At 66.6% G+C, this 26,473-nt stretch carries 8 protein-coding genes and 1 pseudogene; 8 read left to right on the top strand and 1 reads right to left on the bottom strand.

Annotated elements, in window-relative coordinates; all coding sequences use genetic code 11:
* Window positions 1-2: 2 nt before the first annotated feature.
* The 3 genes from E2H86_RS20755 to ppk2 all read left to right on the top strand — a co-directional run bounded on the left by E2H86_RS20755 (window position 3) and on the right by ppk2 (window position 3,758).
* Window positions 3-1,469 carry an NAD-dependent succinate-semialdehyde dehydrogenase gene (locus tag E2H86_RS20755; RefSeq protein WP_133331234.1) on the top strand — a complete coding sequence of 489 codons (1,467 nt, stop codon included), beginning with the start codon at window positions 3-5 and terminating at the stop codon, window positions 1,467-1,469.
* A gap of 12 nt (window positions 1,470-1,481) precedes the next feature.
* Window positions 1,482-2,867 carry an aspartate aminotransferase family protein gene (locus tag E2H86_RS20760; protein WP_133331236.1) on the top strand — a complete coding sequence of 462 codons (1,386 nt, stop codon included), beginning with the start codon at window positions 1,482-1,484 and terminating at the stop codon, window positions 2,865-2,867.
* A 72-nt stretch (window positions 2,868-2,939) separates the two neighbouring features.
* Window positions 2,940-3,758, top strand: coding sequence for a polyphosphate kinase 2 (gene ppk2, locus E2H86_RS20765; RefSeq protein ID WP_133331238.1), 819 nt, complete (start codon window positions 2,940-2,942; stop codon window positions 3,756-3,758).
* Between the two features lie 15 nt (window positions 3,759-3,773).
* Here ppk2 and E2H86_RS20770 read toward each other — a convergent pair whose 3' ends face one another.
* Window positions 3,774-5,495, bottom strand: a complete 1,722-nt coding sequence (locus E2H86_RS20770) for a SulP family inorganic anion transporter (protein WP_133331240.1) — start codon at window positions 5,493-5,495, stop codon at window positions 3,774-3,776.
* A gap of 169 nt (window positions 5,496-5,664) precedes the next feature.
* On the opposite strand from E2H86_RS20770, the gene E2H86_RS20775 reads away from it, so the two are divergent.
* From E2H86_RS20775 to E2H86_RS20795, 5 genes and pseudogenes are all read left to right on the top strand, one after another.
* Window positions 5,665-5,883: an MbtH family protein gene (locus E2H86_RS20775; protein WP_133331242.1), complete on the top strand. Its 219-nt coding sequence runs from the start codon at window positions 5,665-5,667 to the stop codon at window positions 5,881-5,883.
* Between the two features lie 41 nt (window positions 5,884-5,924).
* The gene (locus tag E2H86_RS20780; RefSeq protein WP_133331244.1) at window positions 5,925-6,902 is read left to right on the top strand and encodes a TauD/TfdA family dioxygenase; all 978 of its coding nucleotides are present in this window, start codon (window positions 5,925-5,927) and stop codon (window positions 6,900-6,902) included.
* 69 nt (window positions 6,903-6,971) lie between these two features.
* A pseudogene (locus tag E2H86_RS20785) lies at window positions 6,972-13,337 on the top strand (amino acid adenylation domain-containing protein); the annotation flags it as partial.
* 155 nt (window positions 13,338-13,492) lie between these two features.
* Window positions 13,493-19,924, top strand: coding sequence for a non-ribosomal peptide synthetase (locus E2H86_RS20790; protein WP_133331248.1), 6,432 nt, complete (start codon window positions 13,493-13,495; stop codon window positions 19,922-19,924).
* Window positions 19,921-26,388, top strand: coding sequence for a non-ribosomal peptide synthetase (locus E2H86_RS20795; protein ID WP_133331250.1), 6,468 nt, complete (start codon window positions 19,921-19,923; stop codon window positions 26,386-26,388). Before E2H86_RS20790 ends, E2H86_RS20795 begins: the two co-directional genes overlap by 4 nt.
* The last annotated feature ends 85 nt before the right edge of the window (window positions 26,389-26,473 follow it).

Raw genomic sequence — 26,473 nt, forward strand, 5'->3', positions numbered from 1 at the left:
TCATGTCACACCAATACCCTTTCAATAGCCTGTGCCACGTCGACGGTCAGTGGCTGGACAGTCGCAGCGGAACGCGCATTGCCGTGCACGATCCGGCCAATCAACAGCTGATCGACCAAGTACCGTTGCTCGACCAAGACCAGATCGTCGCTGCCGTCGATGCCGCCCAGCGGGCCTTTCCGGCCTGGCGCCGGCAGAGCCTGGATCAGCGCGCGAGCTTGTTGCGCCGCTGGGCCGAATTGATGCTCGAGCACCAGGAGGCGTTGGCACGCATCCTCAGCCAGGAGCAGGGCAAACCGCTGGCCGAAGCGCGGGGCGAAATCGCCTATGCCGCGAGCTTCATCCCCTGGTTCGCCGAAGAGGCCCGGCGCCTCAATGGCCAGACCCTGCCCAGCCATATTCCGGGGGCGCAGCTGAGCACGCTGAAAGAACCCGTCGGCGTCTGCGCATTGCTCACGCCGTGGAACTTCCCCAGCGCCATGATCACCCGCAAGGCCGCCGCAGCATTAGCCGCCGGCTGTACGGTAGTGGTCAAGCCGGCGCATGAGACGCCCTTCTCGGCCTTGGCCCTGGCGCAACTGGCGGCGGATGCCGGGTTCCCGGCCGGTGTGTTCAATGTGGTGATCGGCGAACCGCAGATGACCATGCAGACCTTGGTCGGCGACAGTCGCGTGCGCGCGGTCAGCTTCACCGGCTCGACCCGGGTCGGCAAGCTGGTGCTGCAGGCTGCGGCCCAGGACGTCAAGAAGGTGGCCCTTGAGCTGGGCGGCAATGCTCCGTTCATCGTCTGCGCCGATGCCGATCTCGAACTCGCTGTGCAGGTGGCCGTGGCGGCCAAGTTCCAGACCTCCGGGCAGGACTGCTGCGCAGCCAACCGCATTCTGGTGCAACGGCCATTGTACGAAGCTTTCCTGGCCCGTTTCGCCGAGGCTGTGCGGGCGCTGCAGGTCGGTCCCGCGATGGTCGAGGGCAATGAGACGGCAGCGCAGGTCGGCCCGCTGATGCACCAGGGCGCGTTCGATGCCACCCAGGCGCGGGTCGAAGACGCGCTGGCCAAGGGCGCCCGGCGCCTGGTCGGCGGCGAGGGACATGCTTTGGGGGGCTGGTTCTTCCAGCCCACGGTGCTGGCCGGTGTCACGCCGGCGATGCGCATTTACCAAGAGGAAAATTTCGCACCGATTGCCGGTGTCATGCCCTTCGACACCCTGGAGCAGGCCATCGCCCTGGCCAACGACACCGAGTATGGCCTTGCCGCCTACATCGTCGGCAATCGCCTGGACGTCGTGCATCCGTTGGTCCGCCGGCTGGACCACGCGATGGTGGCGATCAATGGCGTCAAGTTCACCGGCCATCCCATTCCATTCGGCGGCATGAAGGCCTCGGGCCTGGGCCGCGAAGGCGGCAGCGAGGGCTTCGAGCCCTTCGTCGAAACCAAATACGTTTGCCTGCACCATCACGGTCAGATCTAAGGAGTGTTTGCCATGAGCCACGATTTCAGCCAGCTGTTCGAACAGGACCGCGCCCACTTCATGCACCCTTCGACCCACGCCCATGACCACGCCAGCGGCGCGCTCAAGGGGCGGATCATCACCGCCGCCGAAGGCATTCGCCTGCGCGACCACGAAGGCCGCGAACTGATCGACGCCTTCGCCGGCCTGTACTGCGTGAACATCGGCTATGGCCGTACCGAGGTCGCCGACGCCATCCATCGCCAGGCCAAGGAGCTGGCGTACTACCACACCTACGTCGGCCACTCGACCGAAGCGATCATCGAGTTGTCCAGCCGCATCATCGACTGGGCGCCGGCCGGCATGAAAAAGGTCTACTACGGCTTGTCGGGCTCCGATGCCAACGAGACCCAGGTCAAGCTGGTGCGCTACTACAACAACATCCTCGGACGCCCAGGCAAGAAGAAGATCATCTCCCGCGATCGTGGCTACCATGGCTCGGGCATCATGACCGGTAGCCTGACCGGCCTGCCGAGCTTCCATCAGCATTTCGACTTGCCGGTCGAAGGCGTCAAGCACACGGTCTGCCCCCACTGGTATCGCCAGGCCCCGGCGGGCATGGACCCACAGGCCTTCGTCCAGTATTGCGCCGACCAACTGGAGCAGATGATTCTTGCCGAAGGCCCCGACACCGTCGCCGCGTTCATTGGCGAACCGTTGATGGGGACCGGAGGCATCATCGTTCCGCCCAAGGGCTACTGGAAAGCCATCCAGGCCGTGCTCGACCGCTACGACGTACTGCTGATCGCCGATGAAGTGGTGTGCGCGTTCGGGCGCCTGGGTTCGAAGATGGGCAGCCAGCGCTACGACATCCGCCCCGACCTGATCACCACGGCCAAGGGTTTGACCAGCGCCTATGCGCCGCTGTCGGCGGTGATCGTCGGCGAGAAGGTGTGGAACGTCATCGAAGAAGGCTCGCAGAAGGCCGGCCCGATGGGGCATGGCTGGACCTACTCGGGGCATCCGATCTGCGCCGCGGCGGCGCTGGCCAACCTGGACATTCTCGAACGCGAGAACCTGACCGAAAATGCCGACGTGGTCGGCGCCTACCTCAACCGACGCATGCGCGAAACCTTCGAGGGTCACCCCCTGGTCGGCGAGGTACGCGGCGATGGCATGCTCTGCGCGGTGGAGTTCATGGCCGACCGCGATGCCCGTACGGCGTTCGACCCGGCGCTCAAGGTCGGCCCGCAAGTGTCGGCGGCTTGTCTCGAGCGCGGGATGATCGCCCGGGCCATGCCCCATGGCGACATTCTGGGCTTTGCCCCGCCGCTGGTGTTGAACCAGGAAGATGCCGACACGATCGTTGCCATCACCCGGCAAGCGGTCGACGAGGTGGCCGGCAAGGTGCTCGGCTGAGTGGATCAAGCGAAGCGGCAAACCGCCATGGATCGACCATACTGATTCTTCATTCGCCTTCTGGAGAGTGCCATGGCCAAGTCGTCCAGCAACAAAGACGTGAAACACCAGGCGCAAAAGCTGGGCGGCAAGGCCTATGAGAAGGAACTTCGCAAACTGCACGTGGAGCTGGTCAAGCTGCAGGAGTGGGTGGTCGCCAAAGGCCTGAAGGTGTGCATCGTCTTCGAAGGCCGAGATGGTGCTGGCAAGGGCGGCACCATCAAGGCCATCACCGAGCGCGTCAGCCCGCGGGTATTTCGGGTGGTGGCGCTGCCGGCGCCGACCGAGCGGGAAAAGACCCAGATGTACGCCCAGCGCTACCTCGGCCACATGCCTTCTGCCGGCGAAGTAGTGATCTTCGATCGCAGCTGGTACAACCGCGCCGGCGTCGAGCGGGTGATGGGTTTCTGCACCGAGGAGCAAGCCGACAAGTTCCTCGCCGTGGTGCCGCTGTTCGAGAAGATGATGGTCGACTCGGGCATCCTGCTCCTCAAGTACTGGCTCGAAGTCAGCCCCGAAGAGCAGACCCGCCGCCTGCAAGATCGTATCAACGATGGTCGCAAGCTGTGGAAGCTGTCGCCCATGGACCTCAAGTCCTACACCCGCTGGGACGACTACACCCGCGCTCGCGATGCCATGTTCGTCGCCTCCGATTCGTCCTGGGCGCCCTGGTTCATGGCCCATTCCAATGACAAGCGGCGTGCCCGGCTGAACATCATCAGCCACCTGCTGAAGCATATCCCTTACCAGGACATCACCGGCGAACAGGTCGCCAAACTGCCCAAGCGCGGCAAGATCGGCAAGTACAAGGCGGTGGCCTATCCCTTCAAGATGGTCGACGAACGGTTCTGAGGCTTTCAGGGCGATCTAAGGCCGCCAGTCGACCCCGGTATCCTCCAGGTATGCGTCCACCGCCGCCCCCACGGTCGGATGAAACGCCCTTTCGCCAATCCGCTCGAACAGCTCGAAACGCTTCATTTTGTCCTTCACCGGGTCCTTCATCTCGGCGAACTGCAATTCCACGCCGCGTGCCTCCAGCGCGCGGTCCAGTTCTCCGAGCATGTCCGCCGAGGTGATGTCGATGCTGGTCACCGGCTCGGCTGCGATGACCAGCCGTTGCACCGGCGTGGGCGAGTCGTCCACCGCCGCCAGCACCGTGCTCTGGAATTGCTCGGCATTGGCGAAGAACAGCGGGGCGTCCCAACGCAGCAGCACCAGCCCCGGAATGCGCCGGGCCTGTGGATAACGTTTCACGTCATGGTAGCCACGGGTGCCGTCGACTCGCCCGAGCACTGCGTAGTGCGGGCGCCAACCATCCCACAGGAACTCGATCACCGAGATCACCACCGCGATGCCGATACCGGGAATGGCGCCGAATACCGCGACCCCGACGAAGCAGGTGCACGACAGCCAGAACTCCCATTGCTGCATGCGGAAGATGCGCCTGAGGTCGGCGAACTCGAACAGGCTCAAGGCAGCTGCGATCACCACCGCCGCCAGTGCGCTGCTGGGCAGGTCGTGCATCAGGCTGGGTGCCGTCAGCAACAACACGGTGACCGCCAGCGCGCCGATCACGCCGGTGAGCTGGGTCCTGGCGCCGGCCGCCTCGGCCACCGGCGTACGCGAGGCGCTGCTGCTGATCGGGATGCCCTGGAACAGCCCGGACGCCAGGTTGGCCACGCCCAGGCCGAACATCTCCTGGTTCGGATTGACCGGGCTTTTCAGACGCGCGGCGTACGAGCGCGAAAGCACGCTGGTATCGGCGAACGACACCAGCGCCACGGCGATCCCGCCGAGGATCACTTCGACCAGGTCGATGTCGCTCACCCACGGCAGGGTCAGGCTGGGCAGGCCTTGGGGCAATTCACCGAGCACCTTGACGCCGCGCTGGTCGAGGTCGAACAGGCTCACCGCCAGCGTCGCCAGGACCACGGCGATGAGAATCCCGGGCAGACGCTTGAACGGTTTGAGCGAGAGGATCAACACCAGGCTGCCGGCGCCGACGGCGAAGCTGGGCCAGTGGCCATGGCCCGCGAGCAATGCCTGCGCCAGTTGCCACAGGTCGCGCAACGGCCCCTGGCTGTCGAAGGAGATACCCCACAGCTTGGGCAGTTGGCTGATCAGCACGGTGAGGGCGATGCCGTTCATGTAGCCGTAGCGGATCGGTTTGGACAACAGCTCGGTGATGAAGCCCAGGCGCAGCAAACCTGTGATCACGCAGAAAGCGCCGGCCACCAGTGCCATCAGGCTGGCGATGGCGATTGCCCGTTGCGGGTCGTTGGCAGCGTATTGCACCACCACGGCCAGGATCGGTGCCGCCAGCGCCGAGTCGGGGCCGAGCACGAGGATGCGGCTGGGGCCGAACAGGGCGTAGGCCAGCAGCGGGACGATGGTCGCGTACAGGCCGTAGATCCCCGGCACGCCGGAGGCTTGGGCGTAGGCGATGCCCACCGGCACCAACAGGCTGGTGAGCACCAGGCCGGCGGCGATGTCCTTGACCAGCCAGGCGGGCTGGTAGTGCAGCAATGTGGCGAGCCCCGGCAGCCAGCGTTGCCAGTCGACGCGTGAGCGCGGGGAAGTGTCGGGCATGCTCGGGGCTCCAACTGGGCGGACAAAAATCACTGGGGCCATCGCAACAACAGCTTAGCCGCACCGGCCAGGGCCAGAAGCCACCTGGCGCTAATTATTCGCCAAGGTCGTTCGTCGTTTATGAGAGGCACACCAATGGGTGCGCTCCACAGATCTGAAGAGGTGTGAAATGGCATTCGATCGCGAAGACGCAGTGTTCAAGGTTCTGATCAACCACGAAGAGCAGTACTCCTTGTGGCCCGCCTACAAGACCGTACCGCAGGGCTGGCGGGAAACCGGCACCCAAGGGCAGAAGGCCGAGTGCCTGGCCTATATCGAGCAAGTCTGGACCGACATGCGTCCGCTGAGCCTGCGCCAGAAGATGGAGCAGGACGCCCTGGCCCGCTGACCGCCCATTCTCTCGTCGCCGCCTTGCTGGAGATACTGCCCATGAGCGCTGTACTGACCCTCGAAACTCGCCCGCTGCCGGGCGTAAAGGGCAACCTGCCCCTGCTGGTCCAGGCCCCCGAGCCGAACATCAACCTGTTCGAGGCGCTGGACCACCTGCGTCCGCTGGTGGACGAGCACCTGTTGCGCAGCGGCGGTCTGTTGTTCCGCGGCTTCGCCCTGGACGGCGCCGAGCAGTTCCGGCAATTCGCGGCGGGCTTCGGCGATCCGTTGCTGACCTACGAGTTCGGTTCCACCCCGCGCAGCAACGTCACCGCTGGCGTCTATACCTCCACCGAATACCCGCAGCACCAGCATATCCCGCTGCACAACGAGCAGGCTTATACCAACGAATGGCCGCGGCGCATCTGGTTCTACAGCATGATCGCGGCCCAGCAGGGCGGTGAAACACCGATCGCCGACAGCCGCGCGATCTACCGCGCCATGCCTGCCAGCATCCGTACGCGCTGGGAGGAAAAGGGCCTGATGTACGTGCGCAACTATGGCAATGGCCTGGACGTTGCCTGGGAAGATGTCTTCAACACCGATGACCGGGCCACGGTCGAGGCCTACTGCCGGGCGCGCAACATCCAGTGCCAATGGAAGGACGACGGCGAGCTGCGTACCCGCCAGGTGTGCCAGGTGACCGCGCGTCATCCGCTGACCGGCGACAATGTGTGGTTCAACCAGGCGCACCTGTTCCACATCTCCAACCTGCAGCCGGAAGTACGCGAGACGCTGCTCGATATCGTCGACGAGGAAGACTTGCCGCGTAACGTCTACTACGCCGATGGCAGCCCGCTCGAAGACGACCTGCTGGATGAAGTGCGCGGCGTGCTGGAGGCGCACAAGGTCAGCTTCCCCTGGCTCGCCGGCGACGTGTTGATGCTCGACAACATGCTTACCGCACACGCCCGTGCGCCCTTCACCGGTCCGCGCAAGGTCGTGGTCGCCATGGCCGGTGCGCACCGCGCCGAGTGACCCTGCCGCTCCCCCCCGAATCAACTCCGCAGGTGTCCGGGCGACACCTGCGTCATTACAGGTGATGCCATGAATTCCCGTTTCGATGCCGCTGCCACGCTGGTGGAGATTCTGTCGCTGCGCGCCAGTGAATCGCCGCAGACGGTTGCCCTGCGGTTTCTCGCCGAAGGCAGTGAAACCCCGCTGACGTACCAGGCGCTCGACCGCCAGGCGCGCGCCATTGCCGCCACCCTGGCGGACCAGGCCCGCCCAGGCGATCGTGCCCTGTTGTTGCTGCCCAGCGGCATCGATTATGTGGCGGCGTTCTTCGGTTGCCTGTACGCCGGCGTGATCGCCGTGCCGGCCTATCCACCGGAGTCCACCCGTGACCAGCATCTGCAGCGTCTGCAGTCCATCCTCCAGGACGCCGCACCACGGGTGGTGCTCAGCGAGCAGGCGCTGCTGCCGGCCTTGGCCACGGTCTGCGCAGGTCGCGACCTCGAACTGTTGGCCGTCGATGGCATCGATCCTGGGTGCGCCGATGCCTGGCAAGCGGTGCTGCCATCGCCAGATGACATTGCCTTCCTGCAGTACACCTCCGGTTCCACCTCGACGCCCAAGGGCGTCGAGGTCAGCCACGGCAACCTGCTGGCCAACGAGAAACTGATCCGGCATGGCTTTTCCATCGGCGACGGCGACGTGATCGTCAGCTGGTTGCCGTTGTTCCACGACATGGGCCTGATCGGCGGCTTGCTGCAGCCCATCTACAGTGGCGTGCCCTGTGTGCTGATGTCGCCCAAGTATTTCCTCGAGCGCCCGCTGCGCTGGCTGGAAGCCATCGACCGTTATGCCGGCACCATCAGTGGCGGGCCCGATTTCGCCTACCGGCTGTGCTGCGAGCGCATCACCGAGGCGGCGTGCCAGGGGTTGGACCTGAGCCGTTGGCGGGTGGCCTATTCCGGCTCCGAGCCGATCCGGGCGCAAACCCTGGCACGGTTTGCCGAGCAGTTCGCCGGGCAGGGCTTCGATCCGCAGTCCTATTTCGCCAGCTATGGACTGGCCGAGGCCACCTTGTTCGTTGCCGGTGGCCAGGCGGGGCAGGGCATTCGCCAGTTGCGCGGTTCGGCGCAGGCGTTGGCGGCCAATCGCTTCGAAGCCGGCGAGGAAATCGCCCTGATCAGCTGTGGGCGCAGCCAGCCCGAGCACCGCGTACAGGTGATCGACACCCGCACCCTGCAAGCGCTGCCGGCTGGCCAGGTCGGCGAACTCTGGACCAGTGGTCCGAGCATCGCCCGGGGCTACTGGAACAACCCGCAGGCCACCGCCAGCACCTTCGTCGAGCGCGACGGTTGCACCTGGCTGCGTACCGGCGACCTGGCCTTCATGCATGAAGACGAGGTGTTCATCACCGGACGTTTGAAAGACATGCTGATCATCCGCGGCCAGAACCTCTACCCGCAAGACATCGAAAGCCACCTTGAGCTTTCCCTGGACGTGTTGCGCAAGGGGCGCATCGCTGCCTTCCCCTTCACTCACCAGGGCAGCGAAGCCATTGGCATCGCCGTGGAGATCGGCCGTGGCACACGCAAGCTGGTCAGCGCCCAAGCGCTGGTCCAGGGCATTGCCGAATGCGTGGCAGAGGTGTGCCAGCAGGCCCCGGCCCTGGTCATTCTGCTCGAGCCCGGCGCATTGCCGAAAACCTCCAGCGGCAAGCTGCAGCGCTCGGCGTGTCACGCGCAATGGCAGGCCGGTAGCCTGGCCAGCTATCACGTCTATCTGGCTGGCGCGGCGCCACAGGCGCAGAGCGAGCCGGCATCGGCGCTGGATGCACGGCAGCAGCAAGTGGCCGCGTTGTGGGGCGAAGTGCTCGAACAGGTGCCCACCGAGCGGGACGCGCACTTCTTCGCCTTGGGCGGCAACTCGATCAGTGCGGTGCAGTTGCTGGCGCGCCTGCGTGACCAGTTGGGCATCGAGGTGGCGTTGGCCACCCTGTTCGAAGCGCCCACCCTCGGCGCATTCGTCGAGCGTCTGCCGGCCTTCGCCCCAGGCAAGGCCGGCGGCGCAGCGGCAGCGATAGCCGCGCTGCCCGAGCAGGCGCCGCGACCGCTGTCGCCGGCCCAGCAGCGTATGTGGTTCATGTGGAAGCTGGACCCGCACAACAGCGCCTATACCATTTCCGGTGCGCTGCGCCTGCGCGGTGAGCTGGACGTGGCGCGCATGGCCCAGGCCCTGACGGCCCTGGTCGAGCGTCACCAGGTGCTGCGTAGCCGCTTCACCGAAACCGAACAGGGCCTGCAGCAACACCTTGCACCGCTGGCCCCGGTAGCGCTGCCGGTGGTGGATCTGCGCGGTCTGGCGGGCGATGCCCTGCAACAGCAATTGGCACACTGGGACCAAGTGCAGGCGCAGACGCCTTTCGACCTGGAACATGGCCCACTGCTACGGGCTCGTCTGTTGCAACTGGACGACCAGCGCCATCAACTGTTGCTGAGCATCCAGCACATCGTCGCCGACGGCTGGTCGATGAACATCCTCAGCGCCGAAATCGCCGAGCTGTACCGCGCCGCCGCCCAGCAGCAGGCGCCGCGCCTGAAACCGTTGCGCATTCAGTACGCCGATTTCGCCGCCTGGCAGCAACAATGGCTGCAGGGCGAAGAATGTGCCCGCCAGTTGCGCTACTGGCGCCAGCGCCTGGGCAGCGAACAACCGCTGCTGGCCCTGCCCAGCGACCGTCCCCGTCCAGTGCGGCCAAGCGGCAAGGGTGGCCAGGTGACGTTGCAACTGCCTGCGGCGCTCAGCGCCGCGCTGAAGGACCTGGGCGAGCGCTGCCAACTGACCCTGCCGATGGTGCTGCTGGCCAGCTTCCAGGTGCTGCTCGCACGCTACAGCGGCCAGACCGACATCCGCGTCGGCAGCACCGTGGCCAACCGTAACCGGGTGGAAACCGAGGGCTTGATCGGCTTCTTCGTCAACATGCTGGTGCTGCGCGCCGACCTGTCCGGTAGCCCTCGTTTCATCGATTTCCTCGCCCAGGTGCGTGATGTCGCCCTGCAAGCCCAGGCCCACCAGGACCTGCCGTTCGAGCGTCTGGTGGAAGTCCTGCAGCCAGGCCGTGACCTGGGTTACAACCCGTTGTTCCAGGTGGCCTACGATCATCAATGGCAACGCCTGGAAGGCTTCGAGTCGCTGCCGGGCCTGAGCCTGGAGCAGGTCAGCCACAGCCAGCAGGCCAGCCAATTCGACCTGATCCTGCACACCACTCAAGCCCAGGGGCAGTTGACCGCCGGCTTCAGCTACAGCGCCGACCTGTTCGATGCCAGCACCATCGAGCGTATGGCCCAGCATTGGTTGACCCTGCTGCAGGCTGCGGTGGACCAGCCCCATACTGCGGTCGACCAACTGCCCTTGCTCGACCCGGTCGCGCAACAGGCGCTGGTGCAGGCCTGGAACCCCCAGTGTGGCGAATTCCCAGTACAGCACTGCCTGCACCGGTTGATCGAGGCCCAGGCGGCCCGCGACCCACAGGCCATCGCTGTGGTCGACGGTCGCGAGCGGTTCACCTATGGCCAGGTCAATGCCCGCGCCAACAGCCTGGCGCGCCTGTTGCAGAGCCGCGGGGTCAAGCCGCAGATGTTGGTGGGCATCGCCGCCGAGCGCTCTTGCGAGTTGATCGTCGGTCTGCTGGCCATCCTCAAGGCTGGCGCCGCCTACCTGCCGCTGGACCCTGGCTACCCGGCGGAACGCCTGGCGTACATGCAGCAGGACAGCGGCATCGAACTGCTGCTGACCCAGCGCGCATTGGTCGGCCAGTTAGCGGTGCAGCCGGGCCTGCAGGTGGTGTGCCTGGACGACACCCAGGCTTGCAAGGCATTCGCCGACAGCAACCTGGAAGATCTCGCCAGCCCGGCAGACCTGGCCTATTGCATCTATACCTCCGGCTCCACCGGCAACCCCAAGGGCGTGCCGGTGACCCATGCCAACGTGGTGCGCCTGCTGCAGGCCAGCCAGGGCGAATTCCAGTTCGGCCCGCGTGACGTCTGGACCCTGTTCCACTCCTATGCCTTCGATTTCTCGGTGTGGGAAATCTTCGGTGCACTGGCCCTGGGCGGGCGCCTGCTGCTGGTGCCCTACCTCACCAGCCGAGAGCCGCAGGCGTTCTACCAGTTGCTGTGCGACGAGGGTGTCACGGTGCTCAACCAGACGCCGTCGGCCTTCCGCCAGCTCATCCCCCATGCACTGGCGGCGCCGGCCCAGGCGCTGAGCCTGCGCTGGGTGATCTTCGGTGGCGAGGCCCTGGACCTGGAAACCCTGACGCCCTGGTTCAATCACTTCGGTGATCAGCGTCCGCGCCTGGTCAACATGTACGGCATCACCGAGACCACCGTGCACGTCACCTGGCGGGCGCTGAGCCGTGCTGACCTGGAGCGGCCTGGAAGCCCCATCGGCCAGCCGCTGGCCGACCTGCAGTGGTACTTCCTGGACGCGCAGATGAACCCGGTGCCACCAGGGGTGATCGGCGAGCTATACATCGGTGGCGCCGGCCTGGCTCGCGGCTACTGGCGCCGCCCGGGGCTCAGTGCCGAGCGCTTCGTCGCCAACCCGTTCGGCGCGCCTGGCAGTCGCCTGTACCGCAGCGGTGACCTGGCCCGTTACCTGGCCAATGGTGAGGTGCAGTACCTCGGACGCGCCGACCAGCAGGTCAAGCTACGCGGGTTCCGTATCGAGCTCGGCGAGATCGAGGCGCGCCTGCGCGATGCCGTGCAGGTCACCGATGCCGTGGTGCTGGTCAGCGAAGACGCCAGTGGCGACAAGCGCCTGCAAGCCTACGTGGTACCTGACCAGACACGCCTTGCCGACGAGCAGGCCGCCACCGAGAACGCCCTGCTCGATCAGTGGCAGACCGTGTTCGATGCGACCTACGAGATGCCCGAGCAGGTGCGCGGACCGAGCTTCACCGGTTGGAACGACAGCTATCACGACCAGCCCATCGCCCACGAGCAGATGCAGGAGTGGCTCGACACCACGGTGCAGCGCATCCTCGCCCTCAAGCCTGAGCGACTGCTGGAAATCGGTTGTGGCGTGGGCTTGCTAACCCAGCACCTGGCGCCGGTGTGCGAGGTGTACCAGGGCTGCGATTTCTCGGCCTCGGCCATCGCCGAACTGGGAGCCTGGGCCAAGACCCAGCCGACCCTGCAGCATGTGCAACTGTCGCACCGCCAGGCCACCGATTTTCGTGGTGTGGCGCCGGGCAGTTTCGACACCGTGGTGATCAACTCGGTGGCCCAGTATTTCCCTGACGTGGAGTATCTGGTGCAGGTACTCAAGGGTGCCATCAGCGCGGTGGCGCCCGGTGGCCACATCTTCGTCGGTGACGTTCGCCACCTCGGTCTGCTTCCGCTGTTCCATGCCTCGCTGGAACTGGCGCGGGCCCCGGCCCAGATGTCCCTCAAGCAATTGAAAAGCCGCGTGCGCAAAGCCATCGCCGAAGACAACGAATTGCTCCTGGCACCGGCTTTCTTCACTCAGTTGGCCGAGCAGGTCGAGGGCCTTGGCGGTATCAGCATCCAGCTGCGCCGGGGCGCCTGGCACAACGAACTGAGCGCCTATCGCTACGATGCCGTGCTGCAGGTCGGGCAGGGCCAGGGTAACGACAACCCTGTGCTGGACAGCCGGCGGCTGGGCGATCAGCCGTTGGCCGAGTTGCGTGCCTTGCTGGCCGCCGAGCATCCGCCGGCGCTGCGCCTCGACGGCCTGGCCAACCCGCGCCTGGCCCGTGACCTGTTGGCCTGGCAGCGTATCGACAGTGCAAGCGAGACCCTCGATGCAGGCCAGCTGCGTGCACAACTCCAGCAAATGGCGTTGCCCGACAGCGACCCGCAGGCCTTCTGCGAGCTGGGCGAGGCCCATGGCTACGAGGTGCGTCTGCAGTGGAGCGAGCAGGGCGCGCCGGGACACTTCGATGTGCTGCTGATCGACCCCCAGCGCTCGGCACTGCACGCCATGGCCCCGGTCACCCAGGTGCGCGCCCCCGGTCAGCACCGCCCCTGGTTGACCCACAGCAGCAACCCGTTGCTGGCGCGGCGCAGGCAGCAACTGCCGACGCTGTTGCGCGAGCGACTCAAGCAAAGCCTGCCCACGCACATGCTGCCGGCGCAGATCGTGGTGCTCGATGCCCTGCCGCTGACTGCCAACGGCAAGCTCGATCGCCAGGTACTGGCCGGGCACGACAGTCAGGTACAGCCGACCCAGGCCCTGTACCGCGCCGCCGAGACCGAGCTGCAGCAAGCGGTGGCGGCCATCTGGCAGGAAGTGCTCGGGATCAAGCGGGTAGGCCTGGACGACAACTTCTTCGAACTCGGCGGCCACTCGCTGCTGGCCACCCAGGTGGTGTCGCGGATCAATCAGGAATTGCAGGTCAAGTTGTCGGTTCGCAGCCTGTTCGAGACCCGCCACTTGGGAGCCCTGGTCGAGGTGGTCGAGCAACTGGGCGGCCAGCGGTTGTCCAGCGAGCACCTCAGCGCCGAGGTGGCCGCCGCCTTGCAAGCCCTGCAAGGGCTGTCCGAGGAAGACTTGATGCAGTTGGCCGAGAGCGCCACGCAAGGAACGAACTGATGAACGCACTCCTGGATTCACTCAAGGGCTTGTCGCCCATCCAGCGCAAAGCCTTGATCGCGGTGCTGGCCAAGAAGGGCATCGATTTGCACGCCCAGCTGCCGATTCCGACGCTCGATCGCGAGCAGCCTCTGGCGCTCTCGTTCGCCCAGCAGCGGCTGTGGTTCCTCTGGCAGCTCGACCCGGATGGCAGCGCCTACAACATCCCCGGTGCGCTGCGTATCCAGGGCCCGCTGGACACCGCCCTGGTGCAACGCACCTTCGACTACCTGGTGGCGCGCCACGAAGCCCTGCGTACCACCTTCGACCACCGCGACGAGGCCGATGTCCAGGTCATTCACCCGCACCTGCAGGTACCCATGGCGCTCGTCGACCTCAGCCATCTGGCGCTGGACGATGCCGAACCCCAGGCTGCCGGGTTAGCCGAGCGCGAGGCACTGGCGCCGTTCGACCTGCGTCACGGCCCGCTGCTGCGCCTGCAGCTGGTGCGTTTCAACGACAATGACCACCTGCTGCTGGTGACACTGCATCACATCATCGCCGATGGTTGGTCGGTGGACGTCTTCCTCAAGGAATTCGCCCGCGTCTACGATGCCTTCAACGCCGAGGCCGAGCCCGCCTTGGCAGCATTGCCGATCCAGTACGCCGACTATGCCCACTGGCAGCGCGAATGGCTGGATGCCGGCGAGAGCGACCGTCAGCTGGCCTACTGGCGCCAGCAACTGGGCGACCAGCATCCGTTGCTGCAACTGCCCTTGGACCACCCGCGTCCAGCCCAGCTCAGCGCCCGTGGCGGCAGTGTCGACATCGCTCTGGATGCCGACCTGAGCAACCGCTTGAAGACCTTGGCCAAGGCCGAGGACGTGACCCTGTTCGTGATCCTGCTGGCGGCGTTCAACTTGCTGTTGTACCGCTACAGCGGTCAGCACGACCTGCGCATCGGGGTTCCGGTGGCCAACCGCAACCGCCTGGAAACCGAAGGCGTGGTGGGCTTTTTCGTCAACACCCTGGTGCTGCGTACCCAGATCGACAGCCGGCAGACGTTCCGTCAGTTGCTGCAGCAGGTGCACCAGGCTTCCGTGGCGTCCCAGGCCAATCAGGACCTACCGTTCGAACGCCTGGTCGAAGCCCTGCAACCTGAGCGCAGCCTGAGTCACAACCCGCTGTTCCAGGTGAAGTTCAACTACGGTTTCGATGTGTCCAGCCTGCCGGCGCCCCAAGGCCTGAGCATGACCCGCTGGCCCAGCCAGCACCTGGGCGCGCACTTCGACCTGGCTTTGGACCTCACCGATACCGCCCAAGGTGTGCAGGGCGCATTCACCTATGCCCGCGACCTGTTCGAGGTGGGCAGCATCGAAAGCCTGGCCTGCGAGTTCGTGGCGCTGCTTGGCGATCTCGTGCGCCAGCCTGCCGAGCCGCTGTGGGCCATGGCCGAGCATCGGCCCAGTGACGAAGGCCTGGTCGGCCCGGCGCTGACCCCGGACTACAGCCATGTTCTGCAAGCCTGGGATGCGCAGTGCCAGCAACGCGCTCAGGCAGTGGCGGTGAAATGCAGCGAGCAGACGTTGAGCTTCGCCGAGCTCGATGCCCAGGCCAATCGCCTGGCGCACTACCTGCAAACCCAGGGAGTGGACGCGGACGAACCGGTGCTGATCGCTCTGCCGCGCTCCTCGCGTTGGGTCATGGCCCTGCTTGGCGTGCTCAAGAGCGGCGCGGCCTACGTACCCTTGGACCCGCAATTGCCCGCCGCGCGTCTGGCCCAGGTCGCCGGGCAGAGTGCCGCACGCTGGTTGCTGGTGGACACTGACGCGGTTGCCGATGTCCCTGGCGTCCAGCGTATCGACCTGCGCAGCGATACCTGGCGCCAGGCCGGCGAACATCCCGCTGTCGGCGTGCGGCACCCGCAGCAGGCCGCCTACGCCATCTTCACCTCCGGTTCGACCGGCCAGCCGAAGGGCGTGCGGGTCAGCCACCGGGCCCTGAACAACTATGTGCAGGCGCTGCTGCAGCGCACGGCCCTGGCGCCCGAGGCGAGCATGGCAATGGTCTCCAGCGTGGCCGCCGACCTTGGCCACACGGTGCTGTTCGGCGCGCTCTGCAGCGGGCGTACCTTGCACCTGCTCGATGACCGCCAATGCGCCGACGCCGAAGCCTTCGCTGAGTACATGAGCCGCGAGAGGGTGGGCGTGCTGAAGATCGTACCCAGCCACCTGCGTGGCCTGCTGCAGGCCACCGACAACCCGGCCGTACTGCCCTGGCACGCGCTCATCAGCGGCGGCGAAGCCTGCGATTGGGAACTGGTGGCGCAGATTCGCCGGCTGGCACCAGGCTGCCGCCTGATCAACCACTACGGCCCGAGCGAAACCACGGTCGGCGTACTGGTGGGCGAGGTGGGCGAGCGCCAGACCGATAGCGCCACCGCCTTGCTCGGTCTGCCGCTGGCCAACTGCCGGGCCAAGGTGCTCGACGACGATCTCAACGCGGTGCCGGTCAATGCCATCGGTGAGCTGTACATCGGCGGCGCGGGGCTTGCCGATGGTTACCTCGGCCAGCCGGGCCTCACCGCCGAGCGTTTCATTGCCGACCCCGGCGGCAATGGCCAGCGCCTGTACCGCACCGGCGACCGCGTGCGCAATCGTCGCGACGGCCTGCTGGAGTTCCTCGGACGCAGCGACGACCAGGTCAAGATCCGTGGCTATCGCGTCGAGCTCAACGACATCACTCAGGCCCTCAAGGGCGTAGCGGGCGTGCTCGACGCCGTGGTCCTGGCGTGTCCTGGCAGTACCGGCAGCCTGCAGTTGGTGGCCTGGTGCGTGCTGGCCGACGACACCCGTCTGGCCAGCGTGCAACAGGCGTTGCAGGCGCAGCTGCCGGATTATCAGCAGCCGGCCCTGTGGCAACAGCTGGAGGCCATGCCGCTGACGGCCAACGGCAAACTCGACCGCCGCGCCTTGGCCGCGCCGGAGCAGGCCCAGGCGCAGTTCGTCGAACCCCGCAATCCGGTCGAGGCGAGCATGGCCGAGGTCTGGGCGAACGTGCTCAAGCTGCCGCGGGTGGGGGTCACCGACAACTTCTTCGAACTGGGTGGCGACTCCATTCTCAGCCTGCAGATCATTGCCCGCTCGCGCAAACTGGGCTTCAAGCTTTCGCCCAAGCAGCTGTTCGAGAAGCAGACCATCGAGCAATTGGCCCTGCTGTTCAGCCAGCCAACAGCCGCGCCGGTGGTGAGCATCGCCGCGCATACCGGTGACCGTCAGCAAGGGCCGTTGTCGCTGGGCCAGCAACGCCTGTGGTTCCTGTGGAAGATGGCGCCGACCAGCAGCGCGTACAATATCGCCGCAGCGCTGCGCCTACGCGGGCCACTCGACCGGCAGGCATTGCATGGCGCCTTCGCCCACCTGGTGGCACGCCATGAAGGGCTGCGTACCACCTTCCGCGAGGTAGAAGGCCAGCCCCGACAGTTCATCGGCGAGCCCCAGGTGCCGCAGCTCGACGTCGACACCCTGAGCGATCCGCAAGCCTTGCAGCAACGCCTGCAGGCCTACGCCGCGCAGCCGTTCGACCTGGCCAGCGGCCCGCTGTTGCGCCTGAACCTGCTGGCCTGCGGCGAGCAGGAACACGTGCTGTCGATCGTCATCCACCACATCGTCGCCGATGGCTGGACCATGAACCTGCTGACCGAGGAGTTCAGCCACTGCTACGCCCGTCTGAGCCAAGGCCAGGCGCCGCAACTGCCAGCGCTGGCGCTGCAGTACCAGGACTTCGTCGCCTGGCAGCGCGGTACCCTCGGCAGCGACGAGGCGCAACGCCAATTGCGCTACTGGCAGGACACCCTGGCCGGCGAGCAGCCGGTGTTGCAACTGCCCAGCGACCACCCGCGTCCGGCGCAGCAGAGCTACCTTGGCGCCCAGCACCGGGTGCACCTCGCGCCGACGATGGTCGAAGGCCTGCGCAGCCTTGCCCAGGCACGGGGCGACAGCCTGTTCATGTTGCTCCTGGCAGCGTTCGAGCTGCTGCTGTTCCGCTGCACTGGCCAGCACGACCTGCGCATCGGTGTACCAGTGGCCAACCGCAATCGGGTCGAGCTCGAAGGCGTGCTGGGCTTTTTCGTCAACACCCAGGTGTTGCGCGGGCAGTTGCAGGGCGAGCAATCGTTCGAACAATTGCTGGCCCAGGTGAAGACCAGCGTGCTGGCCGCCCAGGAGCACCAGGACCTGTCCTTCGAACAACTGGTCGAAGCGCTCAACCCGCAGCGCAGCCTCAGTCACAATCCGCTGTTCCAGGCCATGTACAACCACACGCGCCTGCGCTCCCAAGCCTTGCAGGGTATCGAAGGGCTGGACGTCGAGGTACTCGAGCCGCACAGCCAGACCACCCAGTTCGATCTCATGCTGCACAGCGAAGAGCGCGCCGACGGAGGCCTGCGCCTGACCTTCGGCTACGCTTGCGACCTGTTCGAAGCCGCCAGCATCGAGCGCCTGGCCGGGCATTTCGTCGAGTTGCTCAACCAGGTGCTGAGCCGCCCGAGCCAAGCCCTGGATGACTTCCAACTGGCCGACCCGGCTCAACGCGAGCGTTTGCTGGCGCTGGCTTGCGGCCCGCAGCGCGAAGCGCCGCAACCGTTGTACGTGCACCATGCCATCGCTGCCCAGGCCCGTCGCAGTCCCGATGCCACCGCATTGCTCATGGGCGAGCAGCGCATGAGCTATGGCGAACTCGAGCGGCGCGCCAACCAGTTGGCCCGGCGTTTGGTGCGTCTTGGCGCCGGGCCGGAGGTGGTGGTCGGCATCGCTGCACAGCGCTCGCTGGAAATGGTGGTCGGCCTGTTGGCGATCCTCAAGGCCGGCGCCGCCTATCTGCCGCTCGACCCGGACTACCCAGCCCAGCGCCTGGCTTACATGGTCGCCGACAGCGGGATTCGACTGCTCCTGGCGCAGCCCGCACTGCTGGCCGATTTGCCGCTGCCCGACGGCGTGCAAGTGCTCGACCTCGGCCAGCCTTGCGACGATGAAGCGGTCGATGCCCCGGCGCCGGCGATGGCTCCGGAGCAATTGGCCTACGTGATCTACACCTCCGGCTCCACCGGCCAGCCCAAGGGCGCGGGCAACAGCCATGCAGCTTTGGCCAACCGCCTGGCCTGGATGCAGGCGGCCTACCGACTGGGCGTCGACGACTGCGTGTTGCAGAAGACTCCGTTCGGCTTCGATGTCTCGGTGTGGGAGTTCTTCTGGCCGTTGATGACCGGCGCTCGGCTGGCCCTGGCCGGCCCGGGCGAGCACCAGGACCCCGAGTGCCTGGCCCGGCGCATTCGCCAATACGACGTGACCACCTTGCACTTCGTGCCTTCGATGCTGCAGGCGTTCATGGCTCAGGCGCAGTTGCCGGCGCTGCCGAGCCTGACGCGCATCGTCTGCAGTGGCGAGGCGCTGGCAGCGGGGCTGCAGGACCAGGTACTGGCGCGCCTGCCCCAGGCCCAGCTGTACAACCTGTATGGCCCCACCGAGGCAGCGATCGACGTCAGCCACTGGACCTGCCGCAGCGACGGCCGCGACAGCGTTCCTATCGGCCGCCCGATCGACAACACCCAGCTCTACGTGCTCGACGCGCGGCTGCAGCCCCAGCCGCTCAACGTCATTGGCGAACTGTACATCGGCGGTGGCAACCTGGCGCGTGGCTACCTCGGTCGCCCAGGCCTGACCGCCGAACGCTTCGTCGCCAACCCCTTCGGCGCACCTGGTTCGCGGCTCTACCGCACCGGTGACCTGGCCCGCTACCGCGCCGACGGTGCCATCGAGTACGCCGGACGTTGCGACCACCAGGTCAAGCTGCGCGGCTTGCGCATCGAACTGGGCGAGATCGAGGCGCAACTGCGGCGCTGCGAGGGCATTGAAGATGCCGTCGTGCTGGCTCTGCAAGGCCCTACCGGACAACACCTGGTGGCATACGTGGTCACCGGCCTGGACGAGCAGGGCCTGGGCCAGGCGTTGCGCAGCCAACTGCGCGAGCACCTGCCCGAGTACATGCTGCCCAGCGTGTTCGTCGCCCTGGCGCAGTTGCCCCTCAGCGCCAACGGCAAGCTCGAACGCCGCGCCTTGCCGACGCCGCAGTGGCATAGCGAAGCGCGCTACCAGGCACCGGAAACCCCGGTGCAACGGCAACTGGCGGATATCTGGCAAACCTTGCTCAAGGTCGAGCGGGTCGGGCTGGACGATGACTTCTTCGCCCTCGGTGGGCACTCGTTGCTGGCCACCCGTATGGCTGCCGACATCCGCCAGGCGCTGTTGATCGAGCTGCCGCTGCGGTGCGTGTTCGAGGCCGGCAGCCTGGCGGCCCTGGCGCAACGCGTGGAGCAGGAACTGGCTGCCGCCGATCTTGGTGGCGAACTCGATAGCATGGCCGCACTGCTGGCCGAGCTGGAGCAAAACCCATGAGCACTTCCCTGGCCCAGCAGGCCCAAGCCCTGCACGACATTGCCCGGCGTGCCAGCGCCTTGAGCGAAGACAAGCAACAGGTATTCCTCGGCCAATTGAACGAGCGGGGCATCGCCATCGGCAAACTGCCGATCGTCGCCTCGCCGCGTACCGACGATTTGCCACTGTCCCATGCCCAGCAGCGGCTGTGGTTCCTCTGGCAGCTGGAGCCGTACAGCCCGGCCTACAACATCGCCAGCAACCTGCGGCTGCGCGGCGCGCTCGATCAAGCCCGCCTGCAGCAGGCCTTCGATGCTTTGGTGGCGCGCCACCAGGCACTGCGCACGCGGTTCCCGGCCAACGCCGGGCAGGCGCGCCAGCATATCGATGCGCCAGCGCCGCTGACCCTCTGTGTCGAAGACCTGTCCCATTTGCCGGCCAGCGAGCGCAGTGGCCGCGCCGAGGCCCTGGCCCGCGAAGAGGCCGAGCGCCCCTTCGACCTGGCGGAGGGCCCGCTGCTGCGGGTCGGCTTGCTGCGCCTGGCCGATGACGACCACGTGCTGCTGCTGACCTTGCACCACATCATCGCCGATGGCTGGTCGCTGAATGTGCTGATCAACGAGTTCGCGGCGCTCTACCGCGGCGATGCCGACTTGCCTGAACTATCGGTGCAATACAAGGATTACACCCTGTGGCAGCGCAGCCTGCTGCGCGCCGGTGAAGGCGAGCGCCAGCTCGTTTACTGGCGACAACAACTCGCCGGGCATTGCGGTGTGCTTGAGCTGCCCCTGGACCACCCGCGGCGCCTGCAGCCGAGCCTGGCCGGGGGGAGCCTGGCACTGCCGTTGTCGCCTTCGCTCACCGAAGCGTTGCGGGCGATGGCTCGTACTGAGCAGGTCAGCCTGTTCAGCGTGTTGTTGTGTGCTTTCAACGTGTTGCTGTGGCGCTACAGCGGCCAGCGTGACCTGCTGGTGGGGGTGCCCATCGCCAACCGTCAGCGCCAGGAAACCCAAGGCCTGATCGGCCTGTTCGTCAATACCCAGGTGCTGCGCACGCAGCTCGATCCGCGTCAGCCACTGCGTCAGCTCCTGGCCCAGGTCGGCGAAGCGGCGCGCCAAGGCCAGAGCTTCCAGGACCTGCCGTTCGAACAGCTGGTCGATGCCCTGCACGGTCAGCGCAGCCTCAACCGCAGCCCGTTGTTCCAGGTCATGTTCAATCACCAGCAGCGCCAGTTGGATGCCTTCGAGCAGTTGCCAGGGCTGGCGCTCGAGCCGTTCGTCCAGCTCCAGCGCAGCGCGCGCTTCGACCTGGCCCTGGACACCGAAGAGGACAGCCAAGGCCACCTGTCGGCGCTGTTCACCTACCCGGTGGAGCTGTTCGATGCCGTCACCGTACAGGCAATGGCAGACGACTACCTGGGCATTCTGGAGCAGCTGGTCGAGCAGCCTCAGGCGGTGGTCGGCGAGCTGGGGCTGGCGCGCACTCCGGTTTGGCAGGAGGCGTTCAATGCCACCGACCGGACCTTCCCAGACGCCTGCCTGCACAGCCTGTTCGAGGCCCAGGCCGCGCGCACGCCGGATGCCTGTGCGGTGCAGTGTGGCGGGCAGCGCCTGAGCTACGCCGAGCTGGATCGGCGGGCCAACCGCGTGGCTCACCAACTGGCCGCCTGGGGCGTGGGCCCCGATGACCTGGTGGCGGTGGCCCTGGAGCGCTCGCTGGAACTGCCGGTGGCGCTCCTGGGCATCCTCAAGGCCGGCGGCGCCTACCTGCCACTGGACCCGAGCTATCCGGCCGAGCGCCTGGCTTACATGCTCGAGGACAGCGCGGCGGCGTGGCTGGTCACTGAAAGTGCCGTGCTCGCGAACCTCGCCTCGATCCCGGCGCGGGCGTTGTGCCTGGACCGCGATCATGCGCTGCTCGCGGCGCAGCCTGACACCGCCCTGGCCTTGGCACAGAGTGCCGACACGCTGGCCTACTGCATCTACACCTCCGGTTCCACCGGCAAGCCCAAGGGCGTCATGGTGCGTCATGCCGGGGTGGTCAATTTCCTCGCCAGCATGGCCCGCGAACCCGGCATCGTCGCCAGCGATTGTGTGCTCGGCCTGACCTCGCTGTCGTTCGACATCGCCGCGCTGGAGCTGTACCTGCCGCTGCTGCATGGCGCGCGGCTGTTACTGGTCGACCGCGACTGCGCGCGCGACCCGCAGCGCTTGCTGGGCGAGGTCCAGGCCCACGGCGTCAGCATTCTCCAGGCCACGCCCTCGACCTGGCGCATGCTGCTGGCCGGGGAGGGGGGAGCGCTGCTCCAGGGGCGCAAGCTGCTGTGCGGCGGCGAGGCGCTCGACGCTGACCTGGCGGCACGCCTGCGTGCCTGTGGTGGAGCGTTGTGGAACCTGTATGGGCCGACCGAGACCACCATCTGGTCGGCGGTGCAGCGAGTGGACTCGGACAAGGTCTGGCTCGGCAAACCGTTGGACAATACCCAGCTGTACGTGCTGGACGATGAGCTCAACCGCCAGCCCGCCGGGGTCGCCGGCGAGCTGTACATCGGCGGCGCCGGTCTGGCGCGGGGCTACCTGCAGCGTCCGGGGCTGAGCGCCGAGCGTTTCATCGCCGATCCTTTCGGCGCTCCTGGCCAACGCCTGTACCGCACGGGTGATCGGGTGCGTCAGCGCCACGACGGACAACTGGAGTACCTCGAGCGGGTGGATCACCAGGTCAAGGTGCGCGGGTTCCGCATCGAGCTGGGTGAAATCGAGGCACGCCTGCGTGAGGTAGCCGGTGTCCAGGAAGTGGCCGTGATCGCCCGCGATGCTGCCCAGGGCAAGCAGTTGGTAGCCTACCTGTGCGCCGACGCCCACGACGCGGCTCCGTTGCGCCGGCACCTGCAGGGATGCCTGCCGGAACACATGATGCCGGCCCATTTCGTGTTCCTCGCCCAGATGCCGCTGACCCCCAATGGCAAGCTCGACCGTCTGGCCTTGCCAGCCCCCGACCTGGAGCTGCGCGACAGCGCTTTCACAGCCCCCGAGGGGCCTGCCCAGCAAAGTCTGGCGGCGATCTGGCAGGGCCTTTTGCACGTCGGCCAGGTGGGCGCCGACGACAACTTCTTCGACCTGGGTGGCGATTCGATCCTGTCGATCCAGATGGTCGCGCAGGCCCGTGAGGCCGGCCTTGCATTGACGCCCAAGCAGGTCTTCCAGCACCAGACGCTGGCGGCCCTGGCAGCGGCCGCGGACACCGTGCAGGCGGAAGCTGCCATCGATCTGGAACGACCGCTGTTGACGCTCGATGCGCAACAGCTGGCCAGCCTGCGCGCTCGCCATGGCGAGTTCGAGGATGTCTACCCGCTGTCGCCGATGCAGCAGGGCATGCTGTTCCATGCCTTGCAGAGCCCCGAGCAGGGGCTGTACATCAACCAGCTCAGCGTGCGTGTCGAAGGCATGAACCCTGCGCGTCTGGCGGCGGCCTGGCAGCAGGCCATCGGTCGGCATACGGCGCTGCGCAGCGCTTTTCTGGCCAGCGATGGCGAGCTGGAAGAGCCGCTGCAACTGGTGTTGGCCACGGTCACGGCACCGGTCGGGGTGTTGGACTGGTCGCGCCGCGAGATTACCGAGCAGGCCCTCGCCGAACTGGCCCAGGCCGAACGCGACAAAGGCTTCGACCTGGCGCGGCCCCCGCTGCAGCGCCTGCTGCTGGTGGACCTGGGGCAGGGCATGCACCAGCTGATCTGGACCAGCCACCATATCCTCATGGACGGCTGGAGCACGGCGCAGTTGGTCAATGAAGTGCTCCAGGCCTACCAGGGCCAGGCGCCGGAACGCCCGGCACAGCCGTTCCGCCACTACCTGGCCTGGTTGCAGGCCCAGGATGACGCCGCCAGCGAACGTTTCTGGCGCCACTACCTGGCTGAGCTGGAACAACCCACGTTGCTGGCCGGCGCCGTAGGGCGTGGCCACTACGGCCACGGCTTCGCTCAGTGGCACTGCGCCTTCGGTGCGGCACGCAGTGAACAGCTGCAGGCGCTGGCCAAAGACGCAGGGGTGACCCTCAATACCCTGATCCAGGCAGCCTGGCTGGTCTTGCTGCAACGTCACGCCGGCCAGCCGACGGTGTGCGTCGGCGCCACCGTGGCTGGACGTCCCCATGACCTGGCCGGTGCCCAGGACATGCTCGGCCTGTTCATCAACACCCTGCCGCTGATCCAGACCGTACCCAGCGCCCTGTCGCTCGGCCAATGGCTGCAGCAACTCCAGGCCTGCAACCTGAGTCTGCGCGAGCACCAGCACACGCCGCTGTACCAGTTGCAGAGCTGGGCCGGGCAGGGCGGCCAGGCCTTGTTCGACAGCCTGATCGTGTTCGAGAACTTCCCGGTCGACCAGGCCTTGCGCGAACGCAGCAGTGCCGAGCTGCGCCTGAGTCAGGTGCACAACAGCGAAGCCAGCCATTACCCGCTGACGCTGACCGTGCACGCCGGCGCGGCCCTGGAAATCGTCTTCGGCTACCGCCGTGAAGCGTTCGACGCGCCCCAGGTCCAGGCCCTGCAAGTGCAGCTGTTGCACCTGTTGGACCAGATGCTGGCGACGCCAGAGCTGGCCGTCGGCAACCTGCAACTGCTCGACGCGCCGGGCCAGGCGCGGGTGTTGGATTACAACCCGGCGCCGCGCAGCAATCGCAGCGAGTGTCTGAGCCTGGCGTTCCAGGCCCAGGTGGCGCGCAGTCCAGATGCAGTCGCCGTGGCCTGCGCCAGCGAGACGCTCAGCTATGCCCAGCTCAACGCCAGGGCCAACCGCCTGGCACGCCAGTTGCGCCGCCGCGGTGTAGCACCTGGGGTATTGGTGGGCGTGGCGATGGAGCGGTCCTCTGCCTTGCTGGTGGCGTTGATGGCCGTGATCAAGGCCGGCGGCGCTTATCTGCCGCTGGACCCGGACTACCCGCCCGAGCGCCTGGCCTATATGCTCGCCGACAGTGGCGCCGCGCTGGTGCTGAGCCAGAGTTGGCTGGCCGAACGCCTGCCGCTGGCGGCGGACCGACTGCTGTGCCTGGACCGTGACGAGCCGGCCCTGGCCGGCCTCGCCAGCGATGATCTGGCACCGCTGGCCGGGCCCGAGTCTGCGCTGTACCTGATCTATACCTCCGGCTCCACCGGCCAGCCGAAAGGCGCCGGGGTGACCCGCGAAGGCTTCGCCAACCTGCTGCAGTGGTATTCGCGCGAGTTCGACATCGGCGCGCAGGAGCGCTTCCTGGTGATGACGTCGCCGGCGTTCGACCTCACCCAGAAAAACCTCTTCGCGCCGCTGCTTGGCGGTGGCCAGGTGCACATGGCGGCGCCGGGTTACCAACCACTGGCGCTGGTGACGCAGATCGCCGAGCAGGCGATCACCGCGCTCAACTGCACCCCCAGTACGTTCTATCCGTTGCTCGACCTCGGTACTGCCGAGCAGTTGGCGAGCCTGCGCCAGGTGTTCCTGGGGGGCGAGCCGATCCGTGGCGAACAGTTGCGCACCCACCTGGCCCACCTGCCGGCGCCGCCGACGGTGCATAACAGCTATGGGCCCACCGAGTGCACCGATGTGGTGGCCTGGCATACCTGGCAGGGTGATGCCGGGGAGGTGCCCACCGGCACAGCGATAGACAACACGCGCCTGTACATCGTCGACAGCCAGTTCAACCTGCTGCCGCCCGGGGTCGTGGGCGAGTTGCTGATTGCCGGTCGTGGCGTCGGTCGCGGTTATCACCGGCGCCCGGGTCTCACCGCCGAGCGCTTCATGGCCGACCCGTTCGCCGCCGATGGTAGCCGCCTCTACCGCAGCGGCGACCTGGCCAGGTTGCGCGAGGACGGCCTGGTCGAGTACGTCGGGCGGGTCGATCATCAGGTGAAGATCCGTGGCGTGCGCATCGAATTGGGTGAGATCGAGGCGCGCCTGGAGCAGCATCCTGCAGTGGAGGAAGTGGCGGTCATCGCCCATGACCTGGGTAGTGGTCCGCAACTGGTGGCCTACCTGGTGCTTGCCCAGGGGCAGACCAATCTGCCCCAGGTGCTGCGCGAGCATGTGCGCCAGGCCCTGCCCGATGCCATGGTGCCTGCCCATTGGCAGGTGTTGGCAGCCATGCCGTTGACCCCCAGCGGCAAGCTCGACCGCAAGGCCCTGCCGGCGCCTAGCGTCCAGGCGCGGGTTTACCGCGCGCCGGAAACGCCATTGCAGCGCGAACTGGCAGGTATCTGGGAGGCGCTGCTGGAGGTCGATCGGGTTGGTCTGGATGACGACTTCTTCGAGCTCGGTGGTCATTCGTTGCTGTTGACCCAGGCCCTGTCACGCATTCAGCAGCGGTTGCAGGTCCGTTTGAGCCTGGCGCAGCTGTTCGACTGCGCCACCTTGGCGGACCTCGCCAGTCACATCGAGACCCGCATGCCGGCAGCGAGCAACGGCACGGGCGATGCGGCGATGATCGATGACCTGCTGGCCAGCCTCGAGCAATCCTGAGGTGTAGTACCGCAGGCATCGAGCGCCGCGGGCGGCGCTCGATGTGTGCGCCACTACACCTCTCAAGCGCACACCCCGCGGCGCT

This window comes from Pseudomonas putida, assembly GCF_004357765.1.
In the GTDB taxonomy this organism is placed as follows: domain Bacteria; phylum Pseudomonadota; class Gammaproteobacteria; order Pseudomonadales; family Pseudomonadaceae; genus Aquipseudomonas; species Aquipseudomonas putida_U.

Excerpts from the sequence above, each read along its gene's own strand:
- E2H86_RS20775 (WP_133331242.1), top strand. The coding sequence starts at position 5,665 with ATGGCATTCGATCGCGAAGACGCAGTGTTCAAGGTTCTGATCAACCAC.
- E2H86_RS20760 (WP_133331236.1), top strand. The coding sequence starts at position 1,482 with ATGAGCCACGATTTCAGCCAGCTGTTCGAACAGGACCGCGCCCACTTC.
- E2H86_RS20795 (WP_133331250.1), top strand. The coding sequence starts at position 19,921 with ATGAGCACTTCCCTGGCCCAGCAGGCCCAAGCCCTGCACGACATTGCC.
- E2H86_RS20790 (WP_133331248.1), top strand. The coding sequence starts at position 13,493 with ATGAACGCACTCCTGGATTCACTCAAGGGCTTGTCGCCCATCCAGCGC.
- ppk2 (WP_133331238.1), top strand. The coding sequence starts at position 2,940 with ATGGCCAAGTCGTCCAGCAACAAAGACGTGAAACACCAGGCGCAAAAG.
- E2H86_RS20770 (WP_133331240.1), bottom strand. The coding sequence starts at position 5,495 with ATGCCCGACACTTCCCCGCGCTCACGCGTCGACTGGCAACGCTGGCTG.
- E2H86_RS20755 (WP_133331234.1), top strand. The coding sequence starts at position 3 with ATGTCACACCAATACCCTTTCAATAGCCTGTGCCACGTCGACGGTCAG.
- E2H86_RS20780 (WP_133331244.1), top strand. The coding sequence starts at position 5,925 with ATGAGCGCTGTACTGACCCTCGAAACTCGCCCGCTGCCGGGCGTAAAG.